This is a genomic window from Bosea sp. F3-2, from assembly GCF_008253865.1.
In the GTDB taxonomy this organism is placed as follows: Bacteria; Pseudomonadota; Alphaproteobacteria; order Rhizobiales; family Beijerinckiaceae; genus Allobosea.
The window spans coordinates 5,887,989-5,906,582 of the sequence record NZ_CP042331.1 but is presented as its reverse complement, the minus strand read 5'-3'; the positions used below and the strand labels follow the sequence as shown (position 1 = coordinate 5,906,582).

General features: G+C 65.2%; 17 protein-coding genes. 11 read left to right on the top strand and 6 right to left on the bottom strand.

What is annotated here, in order from left to right; all coding sequences use genetic code 11:
* Positions 1 to 90: 90 nt before the first annotated feature.
* Positions 91 to 996 carry a DMT family transporter gene (locus tag FQV39_RS27445; protein ID WP_149133184.1) on the top strand — a complete coding sequence of 302 codons (906 nt, stop codon included), beginning with the start codon at positions 91 to 93 and terminating at the stop codon, positions 994 to 996.
* A 176-nt stretch (positions 997 to 1,172) separates the two neighbouring features.
* Here the strand turns inward: FQV39_RS27445 and FQV39_RS27440 are convergent, their stop codons facing one another.
* Entirely contained in the window at positions 1,173 to 2,426 is a 1,254-nt protein-coding gene (locus FQV39_RS27440) for an SAM-dependent methyltransferase (protein WP_149133183.1), read from the bottom strand.
* Positions 2,427 to 2,685: 259 nt separating this feature from the next.
* On the opposite strand from FQV39_RS27440, the gene FQV39_RS27435 reads away from it, so the two are divergent.
* From FQV39_RS27435 to FQV39_RS27425, 3 genes are all read left to right on the top strand, one after another.
* On the top strand, positions 2,686 to 3,378 hold the full coding sequence (locus FQV39_RS27435) for a class I SAM-dependent methyltransferase (RefSeq protein WP_149133182.1): 693 nt from the start codon (positions 2,686 to 2,688) through the stop codon (positions 3,376 to 3,378).
* Positions 3,379 to 3,514: 136 nt separating this feature from the next.
* The gene (locus FQV39_RS27430; RefSeq protein WP_149133181.1) at positions 3,515 to 4,309 is read left to right on the top strand and encodes a hypothetical protein; all 795 of its coding nucleotides are present in this window, start codon (positions 3,515 to 3,517) and stop codon (positions 4,307 to 4,309) included.
* Between the two features lie 5 nt (positions 4,310 to 4,314).
* Entirely contained in the window at positions 4,315 to 4,785 is a 471-nt protein-coding gene (locus FQV39_RS27425; RefSeq protein WP_149133180.1) for a hypothetical protein, read from the top strand.
* Positions 4,786 to 4,809: 24 nt separating this feature from the next.
* Here FQV39_RS27425 and FQV39_RS27420 read toward each other — a convergent pair whose 3' ends face one another.
* The 3 genes from FQV39_RS27420 to FQV39_RS27410 form a co-directional block, all read right to left on the bottom strand.
* Positions 4,810 to 5,214 carry a GtrA family protein gene (locus FQV39_RS27420; RefSeq protein WP_248313159.1) on the bottom strand — a complete coding sequence of 135 codons (405 nt, stop codon included), beginning with the start codon at positions 5,212 to 5,214 and terminating at the stop codon, positions 4,810 to 4,812.
* A 566-nt stretch (positions 5,215 to 5,780) separates the two neighbouring features.
* On the bottom strand, positions 5,781 to 6,842 hold the full coding sequence (locus tag FQV39_RS27415) for a class I SAM-dependent methyltransferase (RefSeq protein ID WP_149133179.1): 1,062 nt from the start codon (positions 6,840 to 6,842) through the stop codon (positions 5,781 to 5,783).
* Positions 6,843 to 6,939: 97 nt separating this feature from the next.
* Positions 6,940 to 7,329 (bottom strand): ArsR/SmtB family transcription factor, encoded by a 390-nt coding sequence (locus FQV39_RS27410; RefSeq protein ID WP_149133178.1) that lies wholly within the window; start codon positions 7,327 to 7,329, stop codon positions 6,940 to 6,942.
* Between the two features lie 154 nt (positions 7,330 to 7,483).
* Here FQV39_RS27410 and FQV39_RS27405 point away from each other — a divergent pair, with 154 nt between their 5' ends.
* The 4 genes from FQV39_RS27405 to FQV39_RS27390 all read left to right on the top strand — a co-directional run bounded on the left by FQV39_RS27405 (position 7,484) and on the right by FQV39_RS27390 (position 13,577).
* Complete coding sequence (locus FQV39_RS27405; RefSeq protein WP_149133177.1) at positions 7,484 to 8,698, top strand: MFS transporter; 1,215 nt, start codon at positions 7,484 to 7,486, stop codon at positions 8,696 to 8,698.
* A gap of 143 nt (positions 8,699 to 8,841) precedes the next feature.
* A complete protein-coding gene (gene carB, locus FQV39_RS27400) occupies positions 8,842 to 12,159 on the top strand; it encodes a carbamoyl-phosphate synthase large subunit (protein WP_149133176.1) in 3,318 nt (1,105 codons plus the stop codon).
* Between the two features lie 106 nt (positions 12,160 to 12,265).
* A complete protein-coding gene (gene greA, locus FQV39_RS27395; protein WP_149133175.1) occupies positions 12,266 to 12,739 on the top strand; it encodes a transcription elongation factor GreA in 474 nt (157 codons plus the stop codon).
* A gap of 343 nt (positions 12,740 to 13,082) precedes the next feature.
* A complete protein-coding gene (locus FQV39_RS27390; RefSeq protein WP_149133174.1) occupies positions 13,083 to 13,577 on the top strand; it encodes a hypothetical protein in 495 nt (164 codons plus the stop codon).
* A gap of 146 nt (positions 13,578 to 13,723) precedes the next feature.
* Here the strand turns inward: FQV39_RS27390 and FQV39_RS27385 are convergent, their stop codons facing one another.
* Positions 13,724 to 14,188, bottom strand: coding sequence for an Lrp/AsnC family transcriptional regulator (locus FQV39_RS27385; RefSeq protein WP_149133173.1), 465 nt, complete (start codon positions 14,186 to 14,188; stop codon positions 13,724 to 13,726).
* Positions 14,189 to 14,288: 100 nt separating this feature from the next.
* Between FQV39_RS27385 and FQV39_RS27380 the strand changes: the two genes are divergently transcribed.
* The 3 genes from FQV39_RS27380 to FQV39_RS27370 all read left to right on the top strand — a co-directional run bounded on the left by FQV39_RS27380 (position 14,289) and on the right by FQV39_RS27370 (position 17,365).
* The gene (locus FQV39_RS27380) at positions 14,289 to 15,278 is read left to right on the top strand and encodes a mitochondrial fission ELM1 family protein (RefSeq protein WP_149133172.1); all 990 of its coding nucleotides are present in this window, start codon (positions 14,289 to 14,291) and stop codon (positions 15,276 to 15,278) included.
* An 86-nt stretch (positions 15,279 to 15,364) separates the two neighbouring features.
* On the top strand, positions 15,365 to 16,330 hold the full coding sequence (gene trxB / locus FQV39_RS27375) for a thioredoxin-disulfide reductase (protein ID WP_149133171.1): 966 nt from the start codon (positions 15,365 to 15,367) through the stop codon (positions 16,328 to 16,330).
* 144 nt (positions 16,331 to 16,474) lie between these two features.
* Complete coding sequence (locus FQV39_RS27370; RefSeq protein WP_149133170.1) at positions 16,475 to 17,365, top strand: LysR family transcriptional regulator; 891 nt, start codon at positions 16,475 to 16,477, stop codon at positions 17,363 to 17,365.
* Between the two features lie 650 nt (positions 17,366 to 18,015).
* Here the strand turns inward: FQV39_RS27370 and FQV39_RS27365 are convergent.
* On the bottom strand, positions 18,016 to 18,567 hold the full coding sequence (locus FQV39_RS27365) for an NADPH-dependent FMN reductase (RefSeq protein ID WP_149133169.1): 552 nt from the start codon (positions 18,565 to 18,567) through the stop codon (positions 18,016 to 18,018).
* Between the last annotated feature and the right edge of the window lie 27 nt (positions 18,568 to 18,594).

Below are 18,594 nucleotides of genomic sequence, written 5' to 3'. Positions count from 1 at the left end.
GTCACAGCTCATGCGCGAATTGTTCGTTTGTCAATCAGCTCGCCGAGGCGTCTATCGGGAGCAACTTCTCATCACCGATGGATCGACATCATGTCCTCCTCAAGCTGCGCCTCTCCCGCCCTCGCCTCCGGCAGCCAGCGCCTCGACCCGACGCTGGTCTTCACCGTGACCTTCACGGTCATGGCCTGGGCTTCGTCCTTCCCGGCGATCCGCGCCGGTCTCGCCGGCTTCGGCCCGGCCGAGATGGCGGCGCTGCGTTTCGCATTAGCCGGCGGCCCGGCCGCGCTCTTCCTCATCCTGACAAGGGCAAAGCTGCCCGAGTTCGGCGATATCTGGCGCTTCCTCGTCGGCGGCGTGATCTTCATCGCGGGCTATGCGCTGCTGCTGAATTTCGGCCAGCGCGTCGTGCCGGCCGGGCCCGCAGCCTTCATCATCAACACCAACCCGATCATGACCGCCGTTCTCGCCATGATGACCCTGGGCGAGCGCTTCAGCCTGACCGCGTGGCTCGGCACCGCGCTGTCCTTCGCCGGCATCGGCGTGATCGCGCTCGGCAAGGGGCTCGATGTCGAGATCGGCATGAGCGTGCTGCTGATCCTCGGCGCCGCCTTCTGCAACGCCATCACCACGGTGGTGCAGAAGCCGCTCTTCGCCCGCTACAAGCCGCTGCATGTCGCGGCCTGGAACCAGGCGATCGGCGGCTTCGTGCTGCTGCCCTTCCTGCCGGGAGCGATCGCGCAGGCTCAAGCTGCTCCGGCCGTCTCCTTCTGGTCGGTGGTCTATCTCGCCGTCGTGCCGAGCCTGATCGCCTACGGCACCTGGGCCATCACCCTCTCGCGTCTCCCGGCCGCGCGTGCCGCGAACTTCCAGTACGCCGTGCCGCCGATGGCGATGCTGATCGGCTTCCTCTGGCTCGGCGAAGTCCCGACGGTCTTCGGCCTGATCGGCGGCGCCATGGCGCTCGCCGGTGTGGTGATCGTCAACCTGAAGCGCTGAACCCGATCGGCGCTCGAAACGCCTCCGTCATCCCGGGCAAGCGCAGCGCAGACCCGGGATCCATCGCAGGGCTCTGCGCTCTACGATGGATCCCGGATCGGCGCCGCTTCGCGGCTTGTCCGGGATGACGTTTCGCGTGTGGAAACGCCGAGCAAACGCGGCTGCGGCAGAGCAGCCTAAAATCCCCGCGCCGCCAGCGCCTTCTCGTCATCGGCGATGTAGTCGCGGATGATCGGGACGGCGCTCTTGTGCGGCCCCAGCAAGAGCTGGAACACCATGTCGCCGCCGATATCGAAGGAGATCGAGCAGGCGCAGAGATAGAACTCCCACATCCGCGCGAAGCGCTCGCCCATCATCGCAACCACCTCCTCGCGACTGGCCATGAAGCGCTCGCGCCAGGCTTCCAGCGTCCAGTGGTAGTGCCGCCGCCAGAACTCGCAGTCCGAGGACCAGAGCCCGGTCTGCTCCACCGCCGCGAACACCTCCGACAGCGCCGGCGCATAGCCGCCTGGGAAGATGTACTTCTCGAAGAACGGCCCGGTGAAACCGGGCGGGCCGGCGCGGCCGATGCAGTGGACGAGCGCGATCCCGTCCGGCGTCAGCAGGTCGCGGATCCGCTCGAAATACTCGCCGTAATGCGCGACGCCGACATGTTCCATCATGCCGACCGAGACGATGCGGTCGAAGGTGCCGGTGAGCTCGCGATAATCCTTGTTGATGAAGGTCACGGCATCGCCGACACCCGCCGCCTCGGCGCGCCTCGAGGCCGCCGCCATCTGGTCGGGCGAGACGTTGAGGCCGGTCACCTTCGCCCCGCAGGCCTTGGCCAGATAGATCGCAAGCTCCCCCCAGCCCGAACCGATGTCGAGCACCCGCATGCCCGGCTCGATCTTGAGCTTGGCAGCGATGTGCCGGAGCTTGGCCTTCTGCGAGGCTTCCAGTCCTATGTCCGGAGAGCTCCAATACCCGCAGGAGTAGGTCATCGTCTCGTCGAGCCAGAGCCGGTAGAAATCGGTCGGGATGTCGTAGTGATGTTTGACCTTCTTGCCGGCGAGGCCGAGCGGGTTGTGCATGCGCCAGCGCCGGATACGGAAGCGCACCTGCCGGATCGCCTTCTGCAGCGGATGCTTGCGCAGTTCCTTGCGCTGCAGCCAGAACAGCGTCAGCAGGTCGTGGATCGTGCCTTCCTCGAAGTCGATCCGGCCATCCATGTAGCCCTCGGCCAAAGCGAGCTCGGGATTGAGGAAGAGTTCGCGCTCGATGCGGTCGTCATGGAAGCGAACGGTGACCGAAGGCGCAGTCTTGGTGACGCCGGCGAACAGCATCTCTGCCGGTCCCGGACCGAAGACATGGCGCTTGCCGTCCGGCGTTATGACGGTGAGGCGTCCCTGCCGGACGAATCCCTTGAGCAATCGCGGCAGCAGCAGCATCGGTATCCCCCGTCCCGAGCGCCCCTGAGTCGCGGACGCGCTCGTGACTTAAGCGGAAACCGCGGCATCCCGGAACCCCGGCTGTTGCGGAGCCCCACCGCTTGCGTCTAGATCGCCATGCGTCCTTTCGGACGCAAAGTGGCGATCTATCTCTTTGCTGTAGCATCGGATTTGCCCGAAAAGTGGATTCCACTTTTCGGTCCGATGCTCTAGTCATCGGGCAACGGTCGCGAGCGGCCCCCGAGGATCGAAACTGCCCATGTCCTGGCGCGATTTCTGGAACGGCGAACATTCCATCTACGTCTCGCCGCGCCACAAGGCGCTGCATTACCGCGCCATCGCTAGCGACTTGATGGCACATATTCCCGCTGCGGACGCCGTCGTGCTCGACCATGGCTGCGGCGAAGCGCTCGACGCCGCGCGCGTCGCCTCGTCCTGCGGCAGGCTCCTTCTCTGCGAAGCTGCGCCCAACGTGCGCGAGAAGCTGCGCGCTCAATTCGGCCGCAAGGACAACATCACGGTCGTCTCCCCCGAAGAGGTCGAGGCCCTGCCGGAGGCCTCGCTCGACCTCGTCGTCGCCAATTCGCTGGTCCAGTATCTCTCCCGTGACGAGCTGAAGGCATTGCTGGAGACTTGGCGGGGCAAGCTCAAGCCCGACGGCAAGCTGGTGATCGCGGACGTGATCCCGCCGAATGTCAGCCCGCTCACAGATGCCTCGCAGCTTCTCGCCTTCGCCTGGCGCGGCGGCTTCCTGACGGCGGCGCTCGCCGGCCTCGTCCGCACAGCCTTTTCGGACTATCGCAAGCTGAGAGCCCAATACGGGCTGTCGACCTACACATCCGAGGCCATCTCGGAACTGATCAGCGAGGCCGGCTTCGTCGATCTGCAGCGGCCCACCAATTTCGGCCACAACCCGCACCGAATGACCTTCAAGGCGGCCAAGCCGAACTAACCGGCGAGGCGGCGCGTCTCCCGGATCCCCGCCACGACTAATACTAAAGTTCCGTAGCTGTAAGTCGCCAGACATCTTGATCTGACAGGGCAAACATGGCTCTGAGCGCGGCTTGCCCCAAAGGCGTGAGAGCTCCGTGCAGGACCAGTTCAACTGTCCCTATTGCGATGCTGCGCTCAATGCAGGCGTGCTGTCCTGTCGTTGCTGCGGGCGCGACCTGACGCCTGTCCTTCCCCTGCTGCGTCGTCTCGGTGCGCTCGAGGAGCGGCTCGGGGCCTTCGAGAAGCGTGCCGAAGAGGACCGTGCCGCGCTCGCGGCCAGACCAGTCGCGGCCGCAGCATCCGCGGCATCCGAGCCCGCAGATGCGCCGGAGCCTGCCCCGCCGATCGCCCTGCCCGTCGCGCGCCGCCGCTACTGGGTGTTGCCGTTCGGCCTGACTTTGCTGCTGCTGGCCTATTGCGCGATCGTGCTCTGGTTCGACCTGCCGCTCTGGGTGCTGCGCCTCGCCTCGATTGCGATCCCTTTCGTCACCGGCATGCTCTATTTCGGGCTTCGCCCGCGGCTGATCGCCTTCGACATCGCCATCGCCATCGCCTTCGCGATTTTTTCTGTCGTGACCATGAACGCGTTGCTGAGCTGGCACGACAACATACCGCTCCTTCCGCAGGGCCCGGCAGCCTGGCGCGAGACCTCGTTCTACGCGCTGAGCATCGGCGCCTCCATGTTCTCGGGGATGTTGCTGCGCGTGACGCAGGCTGCGCTTGCCGCGCGGGGCCTCGTCTCGCTGCCGGAACTGCGAAAGGGGCTGCTGGCCGTGCATGGCAAGGTGCCGATGGAAACGCTGAAGACCATCGAGACCACCATCCTGCTGGTCGGTACGATCATTTCTGCCATCACCGGCCTGATCGCCGGAATCTTGGGAGTGAAATAAGGACGATGATGAAGACTGTGCTCATCCCGCACATTCTGCGTGTTGTTCTCGCCACGGCCGCGATGTTGACGGCGGCGCACGCCGCCGACCCCGTCCAACTCATCACCCGCGAGGAGGCCGACCTTCCGACGACGGCCAAGACCGCGGCCAGCACGCGCAACCTCACTCGCGGCCCGGGCATCGACACCCTGACGACGCCGGACAAGGGCATCGATGGCAAGCCCTTCCGCCTTGCCGTTCGCTTCATGCCGAGCAATGGCGTGCCGATCGATCCGGCAACCGTGCGCGTCTTCTACCGCCGTCAGCCTCCGGTCGACATCACCGAGCGCATCAAGCCCTTCATCACGCCGGCCGGAATCGACGCGCCCTCGGTCATCGTCCCGAGCGGAAACCACGTCATCGAGATCGAGGCGACCGACAAGGAAGGCCGCATCGGCCGCCGCCAGCTCACGCTGACCGTCGCCCCGCCGCAGTAAGGCAAACCCCTGCGGGCGGCAGCTTCACGCCGCCCGGTCGGCGAAGCTGAAGAACTTGTGGCCGAGGAACGAGAACACCATCACCACCCCCGTCGTCACGATCTGCATCGGCAGATAGGGCAAGCCTGCGCGCGTTACGAAGAGATGCATCAGGATGCCGGTGAGCACGAAGCCGCCGGCCGCGATCAGGGCAAAGCGCCATCCCGCTTGCGCATGGGTGCGCGTGGCGTCGAAAGTCATCCAGCGGTTCAGCGTATAGGAAACCAGCGCGCCGACGACGAAGCCGGCGAGCGTCGCCGGAACGGGGTCGATCCGGCCGAGTTCGACCAGCCCGATCAGCACGCCGTAATGCGCGACCGCGGTCAGCCCGCCGGCGACGACATAGGCCATGAGCTGGCGGAATTGGCGCGGATAGCGGCGAAACGGCATCCGCGCTTCCTAGAGCATTTTCGAGCGAAGTGGATACCGGTTCGCCTGAAGAAAATGCGATCAAACAAAGGGATGGAGCATGCTCGGGGTTTCCGGAAAGATGTCGTCATCCCGGACAAGCGGCGAAAGCCGCGCCGATCCGGGATCCATGCCTGAGCCTCAATCGGAAGCGCTCCGTCATTCCGGGGCATTGCGCAGCAATGAGCCCGGAACCCATGAACACGGCGCTGATTCAGTTTGCGCGGGGAACCCTCTCCCAGAGGGAGAGGGCAGGGTGAGGGGAAGGCCGTTGGACGCTTTAGCTGTGACCTGACGGCTGCCGCCGTGAGGGCATCATGAACTGGTTGAACGGCCTACACCTCACCCCTGCCCCTCTCACTGATCTCGGGCTTGCCCGAGATCAGCACTTAAAGTGTCGAAGTCGGCAACAGCCGACTTCGATGCAGGAGAGGGGTTCCCCGCGCTGTCTGCGCTTTTCCGATTAACGTCGTGTTCATGGGTTCCGGGCTCTTCGTTAGCGCGAAGCTCCGGAATGACGATGGCGGTTCCGTCAAAACGCAGCCCGCTCAGTCCCGCACCTCGAATACCATGTTGAACGGCGTCTCGGTCGCGCGACGGAAATGCGAGAAGCCAGCATCCATCGCAACCTTGCGCAGCCGCATCTCCCCTGCCTGCGCGCCAAGGCCGAGCCCGACCTCCTGCGAGAGCGAGGCCGGCGTGCAGATCATGGTGGACGCGCCGTAGAAGATCCGCCCGACAGGGTTCAGATTGTCCTTGAGATGGTCATGTGCGAAGGGCTCGACGATCATCCAGCTGCCGTCCTGCGCCAGCGACTCGCGCACATGCTTCCCCGCGCCGACCGGATCGCCCATGTCGTGCAGGCAATCGAACATCGTCACGAGGTCGTATTTCCGCTCCGGGAAGTCCTTCGCGGAAGCGCGCTCGAAGACGATGCGGTCGGCCACGCCAGCCTCCTCGGCCGCCTCCCGCGCCCGCTCGATCGAAGGCCCGTGATAGTCGAAACCATAGAAGCGCGATTGCGGATAGGCCTGCGCCATCAGGATGGTGGAGGAGCCGTGCCCGCAGCCGACATCGGCGACGGTCGCGCCCTGCATCAGCTTGGCCTGGACACCCTCCAGCGCCGGAATCCAGTCCGCCGTCAGATGCGCGTTGTAGCCCGGCCGGAAGAAGCGCTCTGTTCCCCGGAACAGGCATTTGCTGTGCTCATGCCAGCCGAGGCCGGAACCCTTCCGGAAGGCCTCCTCGACCTTCGGCTCGTCGACCCACATGGACTGCACGACCTCGAAGGCACCGGCGAAGAAGGCTGGGCTGTCCTCCTCGGCGAAGGCCATGGCCTGTTCCGGCGAGAGGCTGAAGCTGTCGCTGCCTTCGTCATAGTCGACATAGCCGGCCGAGGCCTGGCCGGCGAGCCACTCGCGCACATAGCGTTCCTTGAGGCCGGTCTTGTCCGCCAGTTGCTGGGACGTGACGGGCTCGCCGTCGCCCATCGCCTTGTAGAGGCCGAGCTGGTCGCCCAGCACGATCAGGGCGCCGGTGATGGAGGCTCCGACGTCACCGACGAGACGCCCCACCAGGACATCGAGTTTTTCAGGGTCGGCAGCACGCATGGCCATGCTCCTCGGATTCGGGCGTGGCCGGTGCCGTGTCGCGATCCGGCTCGACGCCATCGCGGAAATGAGGACGCTAAACCTGCGCCGGTCGCTGTCAACGGGGCGAAGTCGGACCCCGCGTCTCGTCGCTGCCGGCAAGCCATTCGGGCCCGAGCCGTGGCAGGTTCGGGTCACGCCGCGCGGTCTCGATCACGCTGTCGAGCAGACCCGGGAAACGCTGGTTCAGCTCGTCGCGCCGGATGCTGAGATAGCGCGACGTCCCCTCCACCCGCATGCGGGTGATGCCGGCCTCGCGCAGCTTGGCGAAGTGGTAGGACAAGAGCGAGGGCGAGGCAAAGGCGGTGAAATGGCTGCAGCGCGCCTTGTCGACCTCGCTGACGTCGGAGAGCGCGACGAGGATGCCGAGCCGGATCGGATCGGCGAGCGCCGCGAACACGTCGGCGGGCGCGACATCCTCGATATCGGGATGGAAGACCGGCTTCATGACCTTCGAGATAGGCGATGCCGTCGCTCCTGACAATATTCAACATTCATTGAAATTACCCTTGCGCACAATGATCGGCGATCTTAAAATTCAACGATCATTGAAATTTTGAAGCTCGCCTTCGAAACAGCGATCATCCGCAAGGATCATTCCCATGGATACGCGCCTTCTTTCCCTCGCCGGCGGCGCCTTCGCCATCGGCACGGGCAGCCTGATCGTCACCGGCATCCTGCCCCATCTCGCCAGCGGCCTGAACGTTTCGGTCGACACCGCCGGCCTGCTCATCTCGATCTTCGCCCTCGCCTATGCGATCGGCTCTCCCGTTTTCTCGACCCTGCTCGGCGACGCCGACCGCAAGCTGGTGCTCACCGGCGCGATGACGGTGTTCGGCCTCGCCAATCTCGGCGCCGCCTTCGCCAGCGATTTCTGGGTGGTGATGGCCGCCCGGATCGTGATGGCGCTTTCAGCCGGCGTCTTCATGCCGGCAGCGAACGCCGTCGCGGTGGCGGTATCCGCTCCGGAGCGGCGCGGCCGCGCCATCGCCCTCGTCACCGGCGGCATGACCGTCTCACTGATTCTCGGCATTCCGATCGGCACCGCGGTCGTCGGCTTTGGCGGCTGGCATCTCGCCTTCCTGATCGTGACGCTGTTCAGCGTGCTTTCGCTGGCGGGCCTGCTCGTCAAGCTGCCGAGGGGCCTGCCGCGCGGCACCAACACCCTGCGCGAGCGCCTGCAGGTCGCGGGCCGCGGCGATGTGCTGCTGGCGCTGGCCACGACCATGCTGTGGACCACCGGCGCCTTCGTTCTCTACACCTATATCGCGCCCTTCCTGACCAACCACGCCGGCATCGCCGGGCCCTGGCTCGCCGCGACGCTCGTCGTCTCCGGCGTCGGCTCCGCCATCGGCAACCAGCTCGGCGGCATCGCCAGCGACCGCTTCGGCCCCGAGCGCACGCTGACCGTCGTGCTGACCGTGCTGGCCGCGGCGCTGCTCACCGCCTCGCTCATCGCCGTAAGCCTGCCGCCGGCACTGGCGATCTGGCCAATCCCCTTCGTGCTGCTGATCTGGAGCGCGGCGGGCTGGGCCGGCCATCCCTCGCAGATGTCGCGCCTCGCTGCGATGGCGCCGGATGCCGCCGTCGTCGCGCTCTCGCTCAACGCCTCGGCGCTCTATTTCGGCATCGCGGCCGGCGCCGCGCTCGGCCAGCAGGTCATGCGCCATGCCGGCACCTGGCCGCTCGGTTTCGTCGGCGCCGCCTGCGAGATCGCGGCGCTCGCCGTGCTGTTCATCGCCATGCGGCGCAAACGCCGAGCGCCTCGACCACTTGAGATCGATCTCGCCATTCCGGCAGCACGGCCTGTGCGTTGAACAGGGCGGCGAGCGCTTTTAGCTTCCTTCCGTCGCCTTGCCCGTCTATAGCGAGCGCCTAGCATTCAATCAGACGCTCGCCTCGCCTCCGCTCGACTGATCGGACCGGCCTTGCGCGCGCCTGCCCAAGACCGGTCGAGATCATGCCCAAGCGCACAGACATCAAGTCCATCCTGATCATCGGCGCCGGCCCCATCATCATCGGACAGGCCTGCGAGTTCGACTATTCCGGCACCCAGGCCTGCAAGACGCTGAAGGCCGAGGGCTACCGCATCATCCTCGTCAACTCGAACCCGGCCACGATCATGACCGATCCGGAGCTGGCCGATGCGACCTATGTCGAGCCGATCACGCCGGAGATCGTCGCCAAGATCATCGAGAAGGAGCGCCCCGACGCACTCCTGCCCACCATGGGCGGCCAGACGGCGCTGAACTGCGCGCTCTCGCTCAAGAAGATGGGCGTGCTGGACAAGTTCGGCGTCGAGATGATCGGCGCCACCGCCGAGGCCATCGACAAGGCCGAGGACCGCGAGCTCTTCCGCGAGGCGATGACCAAGATCGGCCTTGACACCCCGCGCTCGCATCACATCAAGACGCTCGGCCAGGCGCTCGACGCGCTCGAGGACATCGGTCTTCCCGCCATCATCCGCCCCTCCTTCACCATGGGCGGCACCGGCGGCGGCATCGCCTACAACAAGGGCGAGTTCATCGACATCGTCGAGCGCGGCATCGACGCCTCCCCGACCAGCGAGGTCCTCATCGAGGAGAGCGTGCTGGGCTGGAAGGAATACGAGATGGAGGTTGTCCGGGATAAGAAGGACAACTGCATCATCATCTGCTCGATCGAGAACTTCGATCCAATGGGCGTCCACACCGGCGATTCGATCACTGTCGCCCCGGCCCTGACGCTGACCGACAAGGAATACCAGATCATGCGCGACGCCTCGCTGGCGGTGCTGCGCGAGATCGGCGTCGAGACCGGCGGCAGCAATGTTCAATTTGCGATCGATCCCGCCACAGGGCGCATGATCGTCATCGAGATGAACCCGCGCGTCTCGCGCTCGTCAGCTCTTGCGTCGAAGGCGACCGGCTTCCCGATCGCCAAGGTCGCGGCAAGGCTCGCTGTCGGCTACACGCTCGACGAGATCGAAAACGACATCACCGGCGGCGCGACGCCCGCCTCCTTCGAGCCGACGATCGACTACGTCGTCACCAAGATTCCGCGCTTCGCCTTCGAGAAGTTCCCGGGTTCCGAGCCGACCCTGACCACGGCGATGAAATCGGTCGGCGAAGCCATGGCGATCGGCCGCACCTTCCAGGAGTCGCTGCAGAAGGCGCTGCGCTCGCTGGAAACGGGTCTGGACGGGCTCGACGAGATCGAGATCGAGGGCTTCGGCCATGGCGACGACCGCAACGCCATCAAGGCGGCGATCTCGACGCCGACGCCGGACCGCATCCTGCATGTCGCCCAGGCCATGCGCTTCGGCTTCAGCGACGAGGAGATCCACGAGAGCTGCAAGATCGATCCGTGGTTCCTCGCCCAGATGCGCGACATCGTCGAGACCGAGGAGAAGATCCGCAAGTTCGGCCTGCCGCAGACGCCGGGCGCCTTCCGCCAGATCAAGGCGATGGGCTTCTCCGACAAGCGCCTCGCCGCCGTTTCGGCCAAGACCGAGGCCGAGGTCAGGGCCCTGCGCAAGTCCCTCGACGTCCGCCCCGTCTACAAGCGCATCGACACCTGCGCAGCCGAGTTCGCCTCGCCGACGGCCTATATGTATTCGAGCTACGCCATGCCCTTCGCCGGCAAGGCGGCGGACGAGGCCAACCCGTCCGACCGCAAGAAGGTCGTCATTCTCGGCGGCGGGCCGAACCGCATCGGCCAGGGCATCGAGTTCGACTATTGCTGCTGCCACGCCTGCTACGCCCTGCGCGACGCCGGCTACGAGACCATCATGGTCAACTGCAACCCGGAGACGGTCTCGACCGACTACGACACCTCGGACCGGCTCTATTTCGAGCCTCTGACCGCCGAGGACGTGCTCGAGATCCTCGACACCGAGAAGCAGAACGGCACGCTGCTCGGCGTCATCGTTCAGTTCGGCGGCCAGACCCCGCTGAAGCTGGCGAATGCGCTGGAAGAAGCGGGCATCCCGATCCTCGGCACCTCGCCGGACATGATCGACCTCGCCGAGGATCGTGACCGCTTCAAGCGCCTGCTCGACAAGCTGCACCTGAAGCAGCCGAAGAATGGCATTGCCTATTCGGTCGAGCAGTCCCGCATCATTGCCGGCGAGCTCGGCCTGCCCTTCGTCGTCCGCCCCTCCTATGTGCTCGGCGGTCGCGCCATGGCGATCATCCGCGACGAGGTGATGTTCGAGGACTATCTGCTTGGCACCCTGCCCTCGCTGATCCCCTCCGAGGTCAAGGCCAAGTACCCGAACGACAAGACCGGCCAGATCAACACCGTCCTCGGCAAGAACCCGCTGCTGTTCGACCGCTACCTGTCGGACGCGATCGAGGTCGATGTCGACTGCCTCTGCGACGGCAAGGACGTCTTCGTCGCCGGGATCATGGAGCATATCGAGGAAGCCGGCATCCATTCCGGCGATTCGGCCTGCTCGCTGCCCCCCCGCTCGCTCTCCCCGGCGACGATCGCCGAGCTGGAGCGCCAGACCAAGGCGATGGCGCTCGCGCTCGATGTCGGCGGCCTGATGAACGTGCAATACGCCATCAAGGACGGTGATATCTACGTCCTCGAGGTCAATCCGCGCGCCTCGCGCACGGTGCCCTTCGTCGCCAAGGTCATCGGCCAGCCGATCGCCAAGATCGCCGCCCGCGTCATGGCCGGCGAGGCGCTGGCAAGCTTCGGCCTGAAGCCCGCGAAACTCGACCATGTCGGCGTCAAGGAAGCCGTCTTCCCCTTTGCGCGCTTCCCCGGCGTCGACGTGCTGCTCGGGCCCGAGATGCGCTCGACCGGCGAGGTCATCGGTCTCGACCGCTCTTTCGACACCGCCTTCGCCAAGAGCCAGCTCGGCGCCGGCTCCAAGGTGCCGGTCAAGGGCACGGTCTTCGTCTCGGTTCGCGATGACGACAAGCCGCGCATCGTTCCGGCGGTGCGCATCCTCGCCGATCTCGGCTTCCGCATCGTCGCGACCGGCGGCACCCTGCGCCTGCTGCAGGAGCAAGGCATCGAGGCCGCGCGGATCAACAAGGTTCTGGAAGGCCGGCCGCATGTCGTCGACGCGATCAAGAATGGCGAGATTCAGCTGATCTTCAACACCACCGAGGGTCCACAGGCGCTTGCAGATTCCCGCTCCCTTCGCCGAACGGCCCTCTTGCACAAGGTGCCCTATTATACCACCTTGGCCGGAGCGATCGCAGCAGCGGAGGGCATCAAGGCCTATTGCAGCGGCGATCTCGAAGTACGATCGTTGCAGTCATACTTCGAACGCGCGGCCTGACCGGCTGTTCGCGGCGAAGTTTAAGGGTTGAGCGGAAGCGCGGAGGCGCCGGCGGCCGAGATGCTGCCGGCGAACCGCGTTTTCGGGGCTTTATGGGACGGAAAGAATGGAAAAGGTTCCGATGACCGTGAGCGGCTTCGCCGCTTTGGAGGTGGAGCTGAAGCACCGCCAGCAGGTCGAGCGTCAGCGCATCATCACCGCGATCTCCGAGGCGCGCGCGCTCGGCGACCTGTCGGAGAACGCCGAGTATCACGCGGCGAAAGAGGCGCAGTCGCTGAACGAGGGCCGGATTCTGGAACTCGAATCGCTGATTGGCCGCGCCGACATCATCGATGTCAGCAAGCTCGGCGGCGACACGATCAAGTTCGGCGCCACCGTCAAGCTGATCGACGACGATACCGAGGAAGAGAAGAGCTACCAGATCGTCGGCGAGCCGGAATCGGACGTCAGGTCCGGCAAGGTCTCGATCGGCTCGCCGATCGCGCGCGCGCTGATCGGCAAGAAGGTCGGCGACTCCGTCCAGGTCAACACGCCCGGCGGCGGCAAGTCCTATGAGGTCGTCAGCATCGCCTTCGGCTGAGGTCGGCGTCCTCCGCAGACAGCACCATGCCCGCCCTCGTGGCGGGCATTCGTGTTTCGGGCATCGCCGGCCAGGCGATATAGCATCTCCGCGATTCTGAGAAACGCGGAAATGCGCCGGATCGAGCGGTCTTTTGACGGAACCACGCCGTCATTCCGGGCTTGACCCGGAATCCATCGAAGGGCTCCGGCGCCTTACGATGGATTCCGGATCGGCGCCGCTGACGCGGCTTGTCCGGAATGACGGCGTGTTTCGATACGAAGATGAGGCGCGGGCGCGCGGCCATGGAACTATCGCAGCCGCGCGCCTACATTGAAGACGCAAGCCTTTGGAGACCCCGGCCATGATGACGCGTCGACTTGTTCTGGCTTCCTCGCTCGGTGCCGCGGCGTTCACTCTCGTCCCCGGCATTGCCGCCGCTCAAGTGCCGATCGGCTCGATCAAGATCCAGTTCTTGCCAGCCGTGACCCACGCCTGGGGCGCGAATGTTGCGATCGTCAGGAGCGAACTCGAACGCACGCTGATCGACCTGCTCGGTCCGTCGCTGCAGCGCGGCGCCGGTACGCATCTCGTCGTCAACGTCAGCAAGATCTGGCTGGCGAGCTATGCCGGCGGTGGCGGCGGCGGCAAGCCGTCCGATGGCGGGGGCGCTAATGACTATCTCGAAAGCACGGCGACGCTCTACGATCGCGGCAACCGAGAGCTCGCCAGCTATCCGATCATGTCGACGGAGCTCTCCGGCGGGGCCGGCGCCTGGTATCGGCCGGACATCGATCAGCTTCGCCTGAGGGCGCTCGCCCGCAACAACGCCTACTGGATCAAGCGCTATATCGGCTGAGCGCTCAAAGCCCGTCGAAACTCGCTGTGGTGAGTCGGATGGCGGCGTTTTTGAGAACCGGAGCGCAGCGGATATCGGTCCGTGAGCACCGGAAGCGCAGAAAGCGCCGTCAGATGGCCGCCGCAGTAGAGTTTCGAGATGGGCTCTCAGCCGAAAGGCACGATCGGCTCGTCCTTGACCCGGTCGAGGGCGAGCGCGGTACGGACGTTGCGGACATTCGGCATGGCCGTGAGTTCCGACACGAAGTCCTGAAAGGCCTTCAGGTCCGGCGCCACGCATTTCAGCGCGAAGTCGATGTCACCCGAGAGCGTCCAGCATTCGCGCACCGTGGCCCATTCGCGGATGCGGCCCTGGAAGGCCGCGAGATCGGCTTCGGCCTGGCTCGCCAGATGCACGAAGGCGAAGCAGACCACCTCATAGCCCAGCTTTCGCTCGTCGAGATCGGCGTGGTAGCCGCGGATCAGCCCGGCTTCCTCCAATGCCCGGACGCGGCGCAGGCAGGGCGGTGGCGAGATGCCGACGCGGCTGGCGAGCTCGACATTGGTCATGCGCCCATCGGCCTGGAGCTCGCGCAGGATGCGCAGGTCGATATCGTCGAGTTTCGGACGCACGAATATCCCCAAAAGGCAAAAATATCCTCGAAGAAGAGCCGCGCTGGTGTAGACGGCAGTGACGGGCGATACAAGGCGCATGCCGCAGACGCAGACAGCCATGCACGAAAATCCGACGCCGACCGTCTGGGTCCTGAGCGACGGCAAGGCCGGCGACGAATTGCAGTGCCTCGGCGTGGCCGAACGGCTGGGCGTCGTTCCGGAAATCCGCCGGGTGAAGCCACGCCGGCTATGGACTTGGCTGATGCCGCGCGGCCCGATCGATCCACGCGAGGCGCCAGACCGGCCTGGGAGCCCCCTCAGCCCGCCCTTCCCGGAGATCGCGATCGCCTCGGGGCGGCGTGCCGTCGCCTATCTGCGGACGCTCAAGAAAGTTTCGAACGGCGCGACCTATACCGTCTTCCTCAAGGACCCGCTCACCGGCCCCGGCACCGCGGACCTGATCTGGGTGGCCGGACATGACCGGCTGCGCGGCGACAATGTCCTCGTCACCACCACCTCCCCTCATCGCCTGACACCAGAGAAGCTCGCCGCCGCGCGCGCTGCGCCACCCGCAGCCCTCGCCGGCCTGCCACGTCCGCGCGTCGCGGTGCTGGTCGGTGGAGACAGCCGCCACCACCGTTTCACGCCGGCTGACATCGAGCGCTTCGCCGGGCAACTCGACGATCTGGCACAGTCAGGCGCGTCCCTGATCGGTTCGCCCTCCCGGCGCACCTCCCCCGCATTGGCCGCCGCCGTCGCAGCCGTCTTCGCCCGGAACCGTGGCTGGTGGTGGGACGGCTCGGGCGAGAATCCCTATCTCGCTCTGCTCGCCAATGCCGACGCCATCGTCGCGACCGCCGATTCCACCAACATGATCGGCGAGGCCACCGCGACGGGCGCACCGATCCTGGTGTTCGAGCCGCAAGGGGGCCATCCCAAGATCGCGGCGCTGATCCAGGCCCTGGAGCGCCAAGGCGTTGTGCATCGCTTCTGTGGACGCCTTGAAGGTGAAGGCTACCAGCCGATAGACTCCACGCCCGTCATCGCCGATGCGATACGGCAGGGCTGGCAGCGCCACCGGGCCGCTTTGCGGCTGGGCGCTGCTTGAGCCCGATGGCTCTTGTTTCGGCGCCGCGCCGCCGTATGTGACGGATCGAAGCTGCGGCTCTCGCCCGCAGGAGAGGAATGGAGACGATGGCCCACACCCACGCCCGCGTCATGATCATCGGCTCCGGCCCGGCCGGCTACACTGCGGCGATCTACGCTGCCCGCGCCATGCTGGAGCCGGTGCTGATCTCCGGCCTGCAGGCCGGTGGCCAGCTGATGATCACCACCGATGTCGAGAACTACCCCGGCTTCGCCGACGTGATCCAGGGCCCCTGGCTGATGGAGCAGATGCGTGCTCAGGCCGAGCACATGGGCACGAAGATGGTCTCCGACCACATCGCCCGCGTCGACCTCTCGCAGCGCCCCTTTCGTTTGTGGGGCGATGGCGGCGAGACCTATTCCTGCGACGCGCTGATCATCGCGACCGGCGCTCAGGCAAAGTGGCTTGGCCTTCCCTCCGAGCAGACCTTCCAGGGCTTCGGCGTCTCGGCCTGCGCCACCTGCGACGGCTTCTTCTTCCGGAACAAGGAGGTCGTGGTCGTCGGCGGCGGCAACACGGCGGTCGAGGAGGCGCTCTACCTCGCCAATCTCGCGAGCAAGGTCACGCTGGTCCATCGCCGCGATCATCTGCGCGCCGAGCGCGTGACGCAGGAGCGCCTGTTCAAGCATCCGAAGATCGAGGTGATCTGGGACAGCGCCATCGCCGAGATCTGCGGCGGCACGCAGCCGCCGAATGTCACGCATCTGCGCCTGACCAACACCAAGACCGGCGCGGTGAGCGAGCTGAAGGCCGACGGCGTCTTCATCGCGATCGGCCACAAGCCGGCGACCGAGCTCTTCGCCGACCAGCTCACCATGCGTGAATCCGGCTACATCGATGTCGAGCCCGGCACGACTCGCACGAACGTCCCGGGCGTCTTCGCGGCCGGCGACGTCACCGACGAGCACTATCGCCAGGCCGTCACGGCGGCCGGCCTGGGCTGCATGGCCGCCCTCGACGCAGAGCGCTGGCTCGCCGCCAGCGAACTCGACCAGCGGGAAGCGGCTGAATAGCCGCCTTTTCCGCACTCATCACCGAAGCTGATGGGATTTGTAACCAGATTAAGTACGGATAATGGGCGACATTTGTCACACGGACATTGACGCACGAACTCTTTATCCCCCATCATGCATAAAACGCATAGCGGGGGAAGCGCGGTGGATTGGGACCGCATTAGAATATTTTATACGGTCGCGGAGTCAGGCAGTTTTACCAAGGCTGGCGATGTTCTCGGCTTAAGTCAATCGGCCGTCAGCCGGCAGATCGGGGCGCTCGAGCGGGAGCTGCGCGCACCGCTGTTCCATCGGCATACGCGGGGTCTGATCCTCACCGAGCAGGGCGAGTTGCTCTGGCGCGCCGCGCGCGAGATGACGCAGCGCCTGGAGCGGACCCGCTCGCAGCTTTCGGAGACGCGCGAGCATCCGTCCGGCGAGCTCAAGGTCACCGCGACGCGCGGTCTCGGCGGCCACTGGCTGACTCCGCGCCTCGCCGAGTTCATGGATCTTTACCCGGACATCCGGGTCGAGCTCATCCTCACGGATGAGGAGCTCGACCTGTCGATGCGCGAGGCCGACATCGCGATCCGCCTGCGCCAGCCGCAGCAGCCGGACCTTATCCAGCGCAAGCTCTTCACGGTGCACTTCCACGTCTACGCTTCGCCGGCCTATGTGAAGCGCTTCGGCGAGCCGAAGACCTATGACGATCTGGACAACCATCGCATCCTCTCCTTCGGCGGCACCTCGCCCTCCTATCTGACGGCAGTGCACTGGCTCGGCACGATGGGGCGAGACCAGCGCAACCCGCGGCCGATCCACCTGACGGTGAACAACATCACCGCCATGAAGCGCGCAGTCGATTCGGGCGCAGGCATCGCCGTGTTGCCGGATTATCTGATCGAGACCGGCTCCCCGCTCGTGCAGCTGATGCGCGAGACCGAGATGCCGCAGCTTGAAAGCTATCTGGTCTATCCGGAAGAGATGAAGTCGGTCGCCCGCGTCCAGGTCTTCCGCGACTTCCTGATCCAGAAGGCCCAGCGCTGGACCTACTGACGCCGAACCCTAGCATCGGACCGAAAAGTGGAATCCACTTTTCGGAACAATTCGATGCGATAACAAAAGCATAGATCGCCGTTATCGCGTCCGATAGGACGCGCGGCGATCGAGTGCACGCGATACGGCTTTGAATCGGGCGCCCATGGCGCCCGTTTTCAATTCTGGCAACATTGTGACCAGCGATGCGCAATCCATGCGCAAATCCGCACACCGAAGCGTCCCTCAGACTCAGAGGGGGCGCAAACACCCGGCGAAACCGGACGAAACAGCCTCGCCAGCTAAGCTTGACCTTGCAATGAATGCATATTTCTCAATCATTTAAGCTCAAATTCGTACCATTTGCCACTATCGCATGCAATCTACGCATGGCGGCCCCAAACTATGCTGCATTGCAAAACGGCAGGCCATGCTCAATATTGTGCTCACGGTTGTTCGGAACGGGCTCCGCAATCTCCTCCCGGCGTTGAGTTCGTTTCAGCCGTTCCCCTCTGAGATGTTTGGCGGTTTCGCCAGATGTTTCAAACTTTCAAGGCCGGCTCCCCTCGGGGACGCCGGCCCTTTTTTTTTGCCCCGACGCCGGCCATAAAAAAGGCGCCGCCCGGCAAGGCGACGCCCGAAAATGCATGGCTGTGGGACGCGCTGGCCCGTCAGGCCGCGAGCTTGCCGGCGATCTTCGCGAAATTGTCGAGGAAGCCCTGCAGGAAGGCCCGCGTCCGCTCGACAGTGATGTTATGCTCGGCGTCGACCAGATCATCCTTGAAGGTGATGAAGACCTGCCCGCCGACCACGACGCCGGCGATATTGCTTAGGATCATGCGCAGTTGCTGCTGCGAGACCGCCGTGCCGACCGCGCCGCCGCTGGTGCCCGTCACAGCCACGGTCTTGTTCGCCCAGGAGTTCTGGCCATGGGGCCGCGAGGCCCAGTCGATGGCGTTCTTGAGCACGGCGGGGATCGAGCGGTTGTGTTCCGGCGTCACGATCAGGATCGCGTCGGCCGCCTCGATTTCGCGCTTCAGCCGCAGCGTCGACTCCGGCCGGTTCGGCTCCAGATCCTGATTGAACATCGGCAGGTCGTCGATCTGGACGAAGGACGCGTCGAAAGCGTTCGCTCCCAGCTTCACCAGCGCCTGGGCCAGCTTGCGATTGATCGAGTCGCGACGGTTGCTGCCCACGATGACGGCGAGCTTGAGTTTGGCCATGATATCCCTCGAAGAAGCGTGGAAAGG

Coding starts and splice junctions, on each gene's coding strand:
- carB (WP_149133176.1), top strand. CDS start 8,842: ATGCCCAAGCGCACAGACATCAAGTCCATCCTGATCATCGGCGCCGGC.
- FQV39_RS27420 (WP_248313159.1), bottom strand. CDS start 5,214: ATGCCGTTTCGCCGCTATCCGCGCCAATTCCGCCAGCTCATGGCCTAT.
- FQV39_RS27440 (WP_149133183.1), bottom strand. CDS start 2,426: ATGCTGCTGCTGCCGCGATTGCTCAAGGGATTCGTCCGGCAGGGACGC.
- FQV39_RS27405 (WP_149133177.1), top strand. CDS start 7,484: ATGGATACGCGCCTTCTTTCCCTCGCCGGCGGCGCCTTCGCCATCGGC.
- FQV39_RS27415 (WP_149133179.1), bottom strand. CDS start 6,842: ATGCGTGCTGCCGACCCTGAAAAACTCGATGTCCTGGTGGGGCGTCTC.
- FQV39_RS27365 (WP_149133169.1), bottom strand. CDS start 18,567: ATGGCCAAACTCAAGCTCGCCGTCATCGTGGGCAGCAACCGTCGCGAC.
- FQV39_RS27380 (WP_149133172.1), top strand. CDS start 14,289: ATGCACGAAAATCCGACGCCGACCGTCTGGGTCCTGAGCGACGGCAAG.
- greA (WP_149133175.1), top strand. CDS start 12,266: ATGGAAAAGGTTCCGATGACCGTGAGCGGCTTCGCCGCTTTGGAGGTG.
- trxB (WP_149133171.1), top strand. CDS start 15,365: ATGGCCCACACCCACGCCCGCGTCATGATCATCGGCTCCGGCCCGGCC.
- FQV39_RS27390 (WP_149133174.1), top strand. CDS start 13,083: ATGATGACGCGTCGACTTGTTCTGGCTTCCTCGCTCGGTGCCGCGGCG.
- FQV39_RS27410 (WP_149133178.1), bottom strand. CDS start 7,329: ATGAAGCCGGTCTTCCATCCCGATATCGAGGATGTCGCGCCCGCCGAC.
- FQV39_RS27445 (WP_149133184.1), top strand. CDS start 91: ATGTCCTCCTCAAGCTGCGCCTCTCCCGCCCTCGCCTCCGGCAGCCAG.
- FQV39_RS27425 (WP_149133180.1), top strand. CDS start 4,315: ATGATGAAGACTGTGCTCATCCCGCACATTCTGCGTGTTGTTCTCGCC.
- FQV39_RS27435 (WP_149133182.1), top strand. CDS start 2,686: ATGTCCTGGCGCGATTTCTGGAACGGCGAACATTCCATCTACGTCTCG.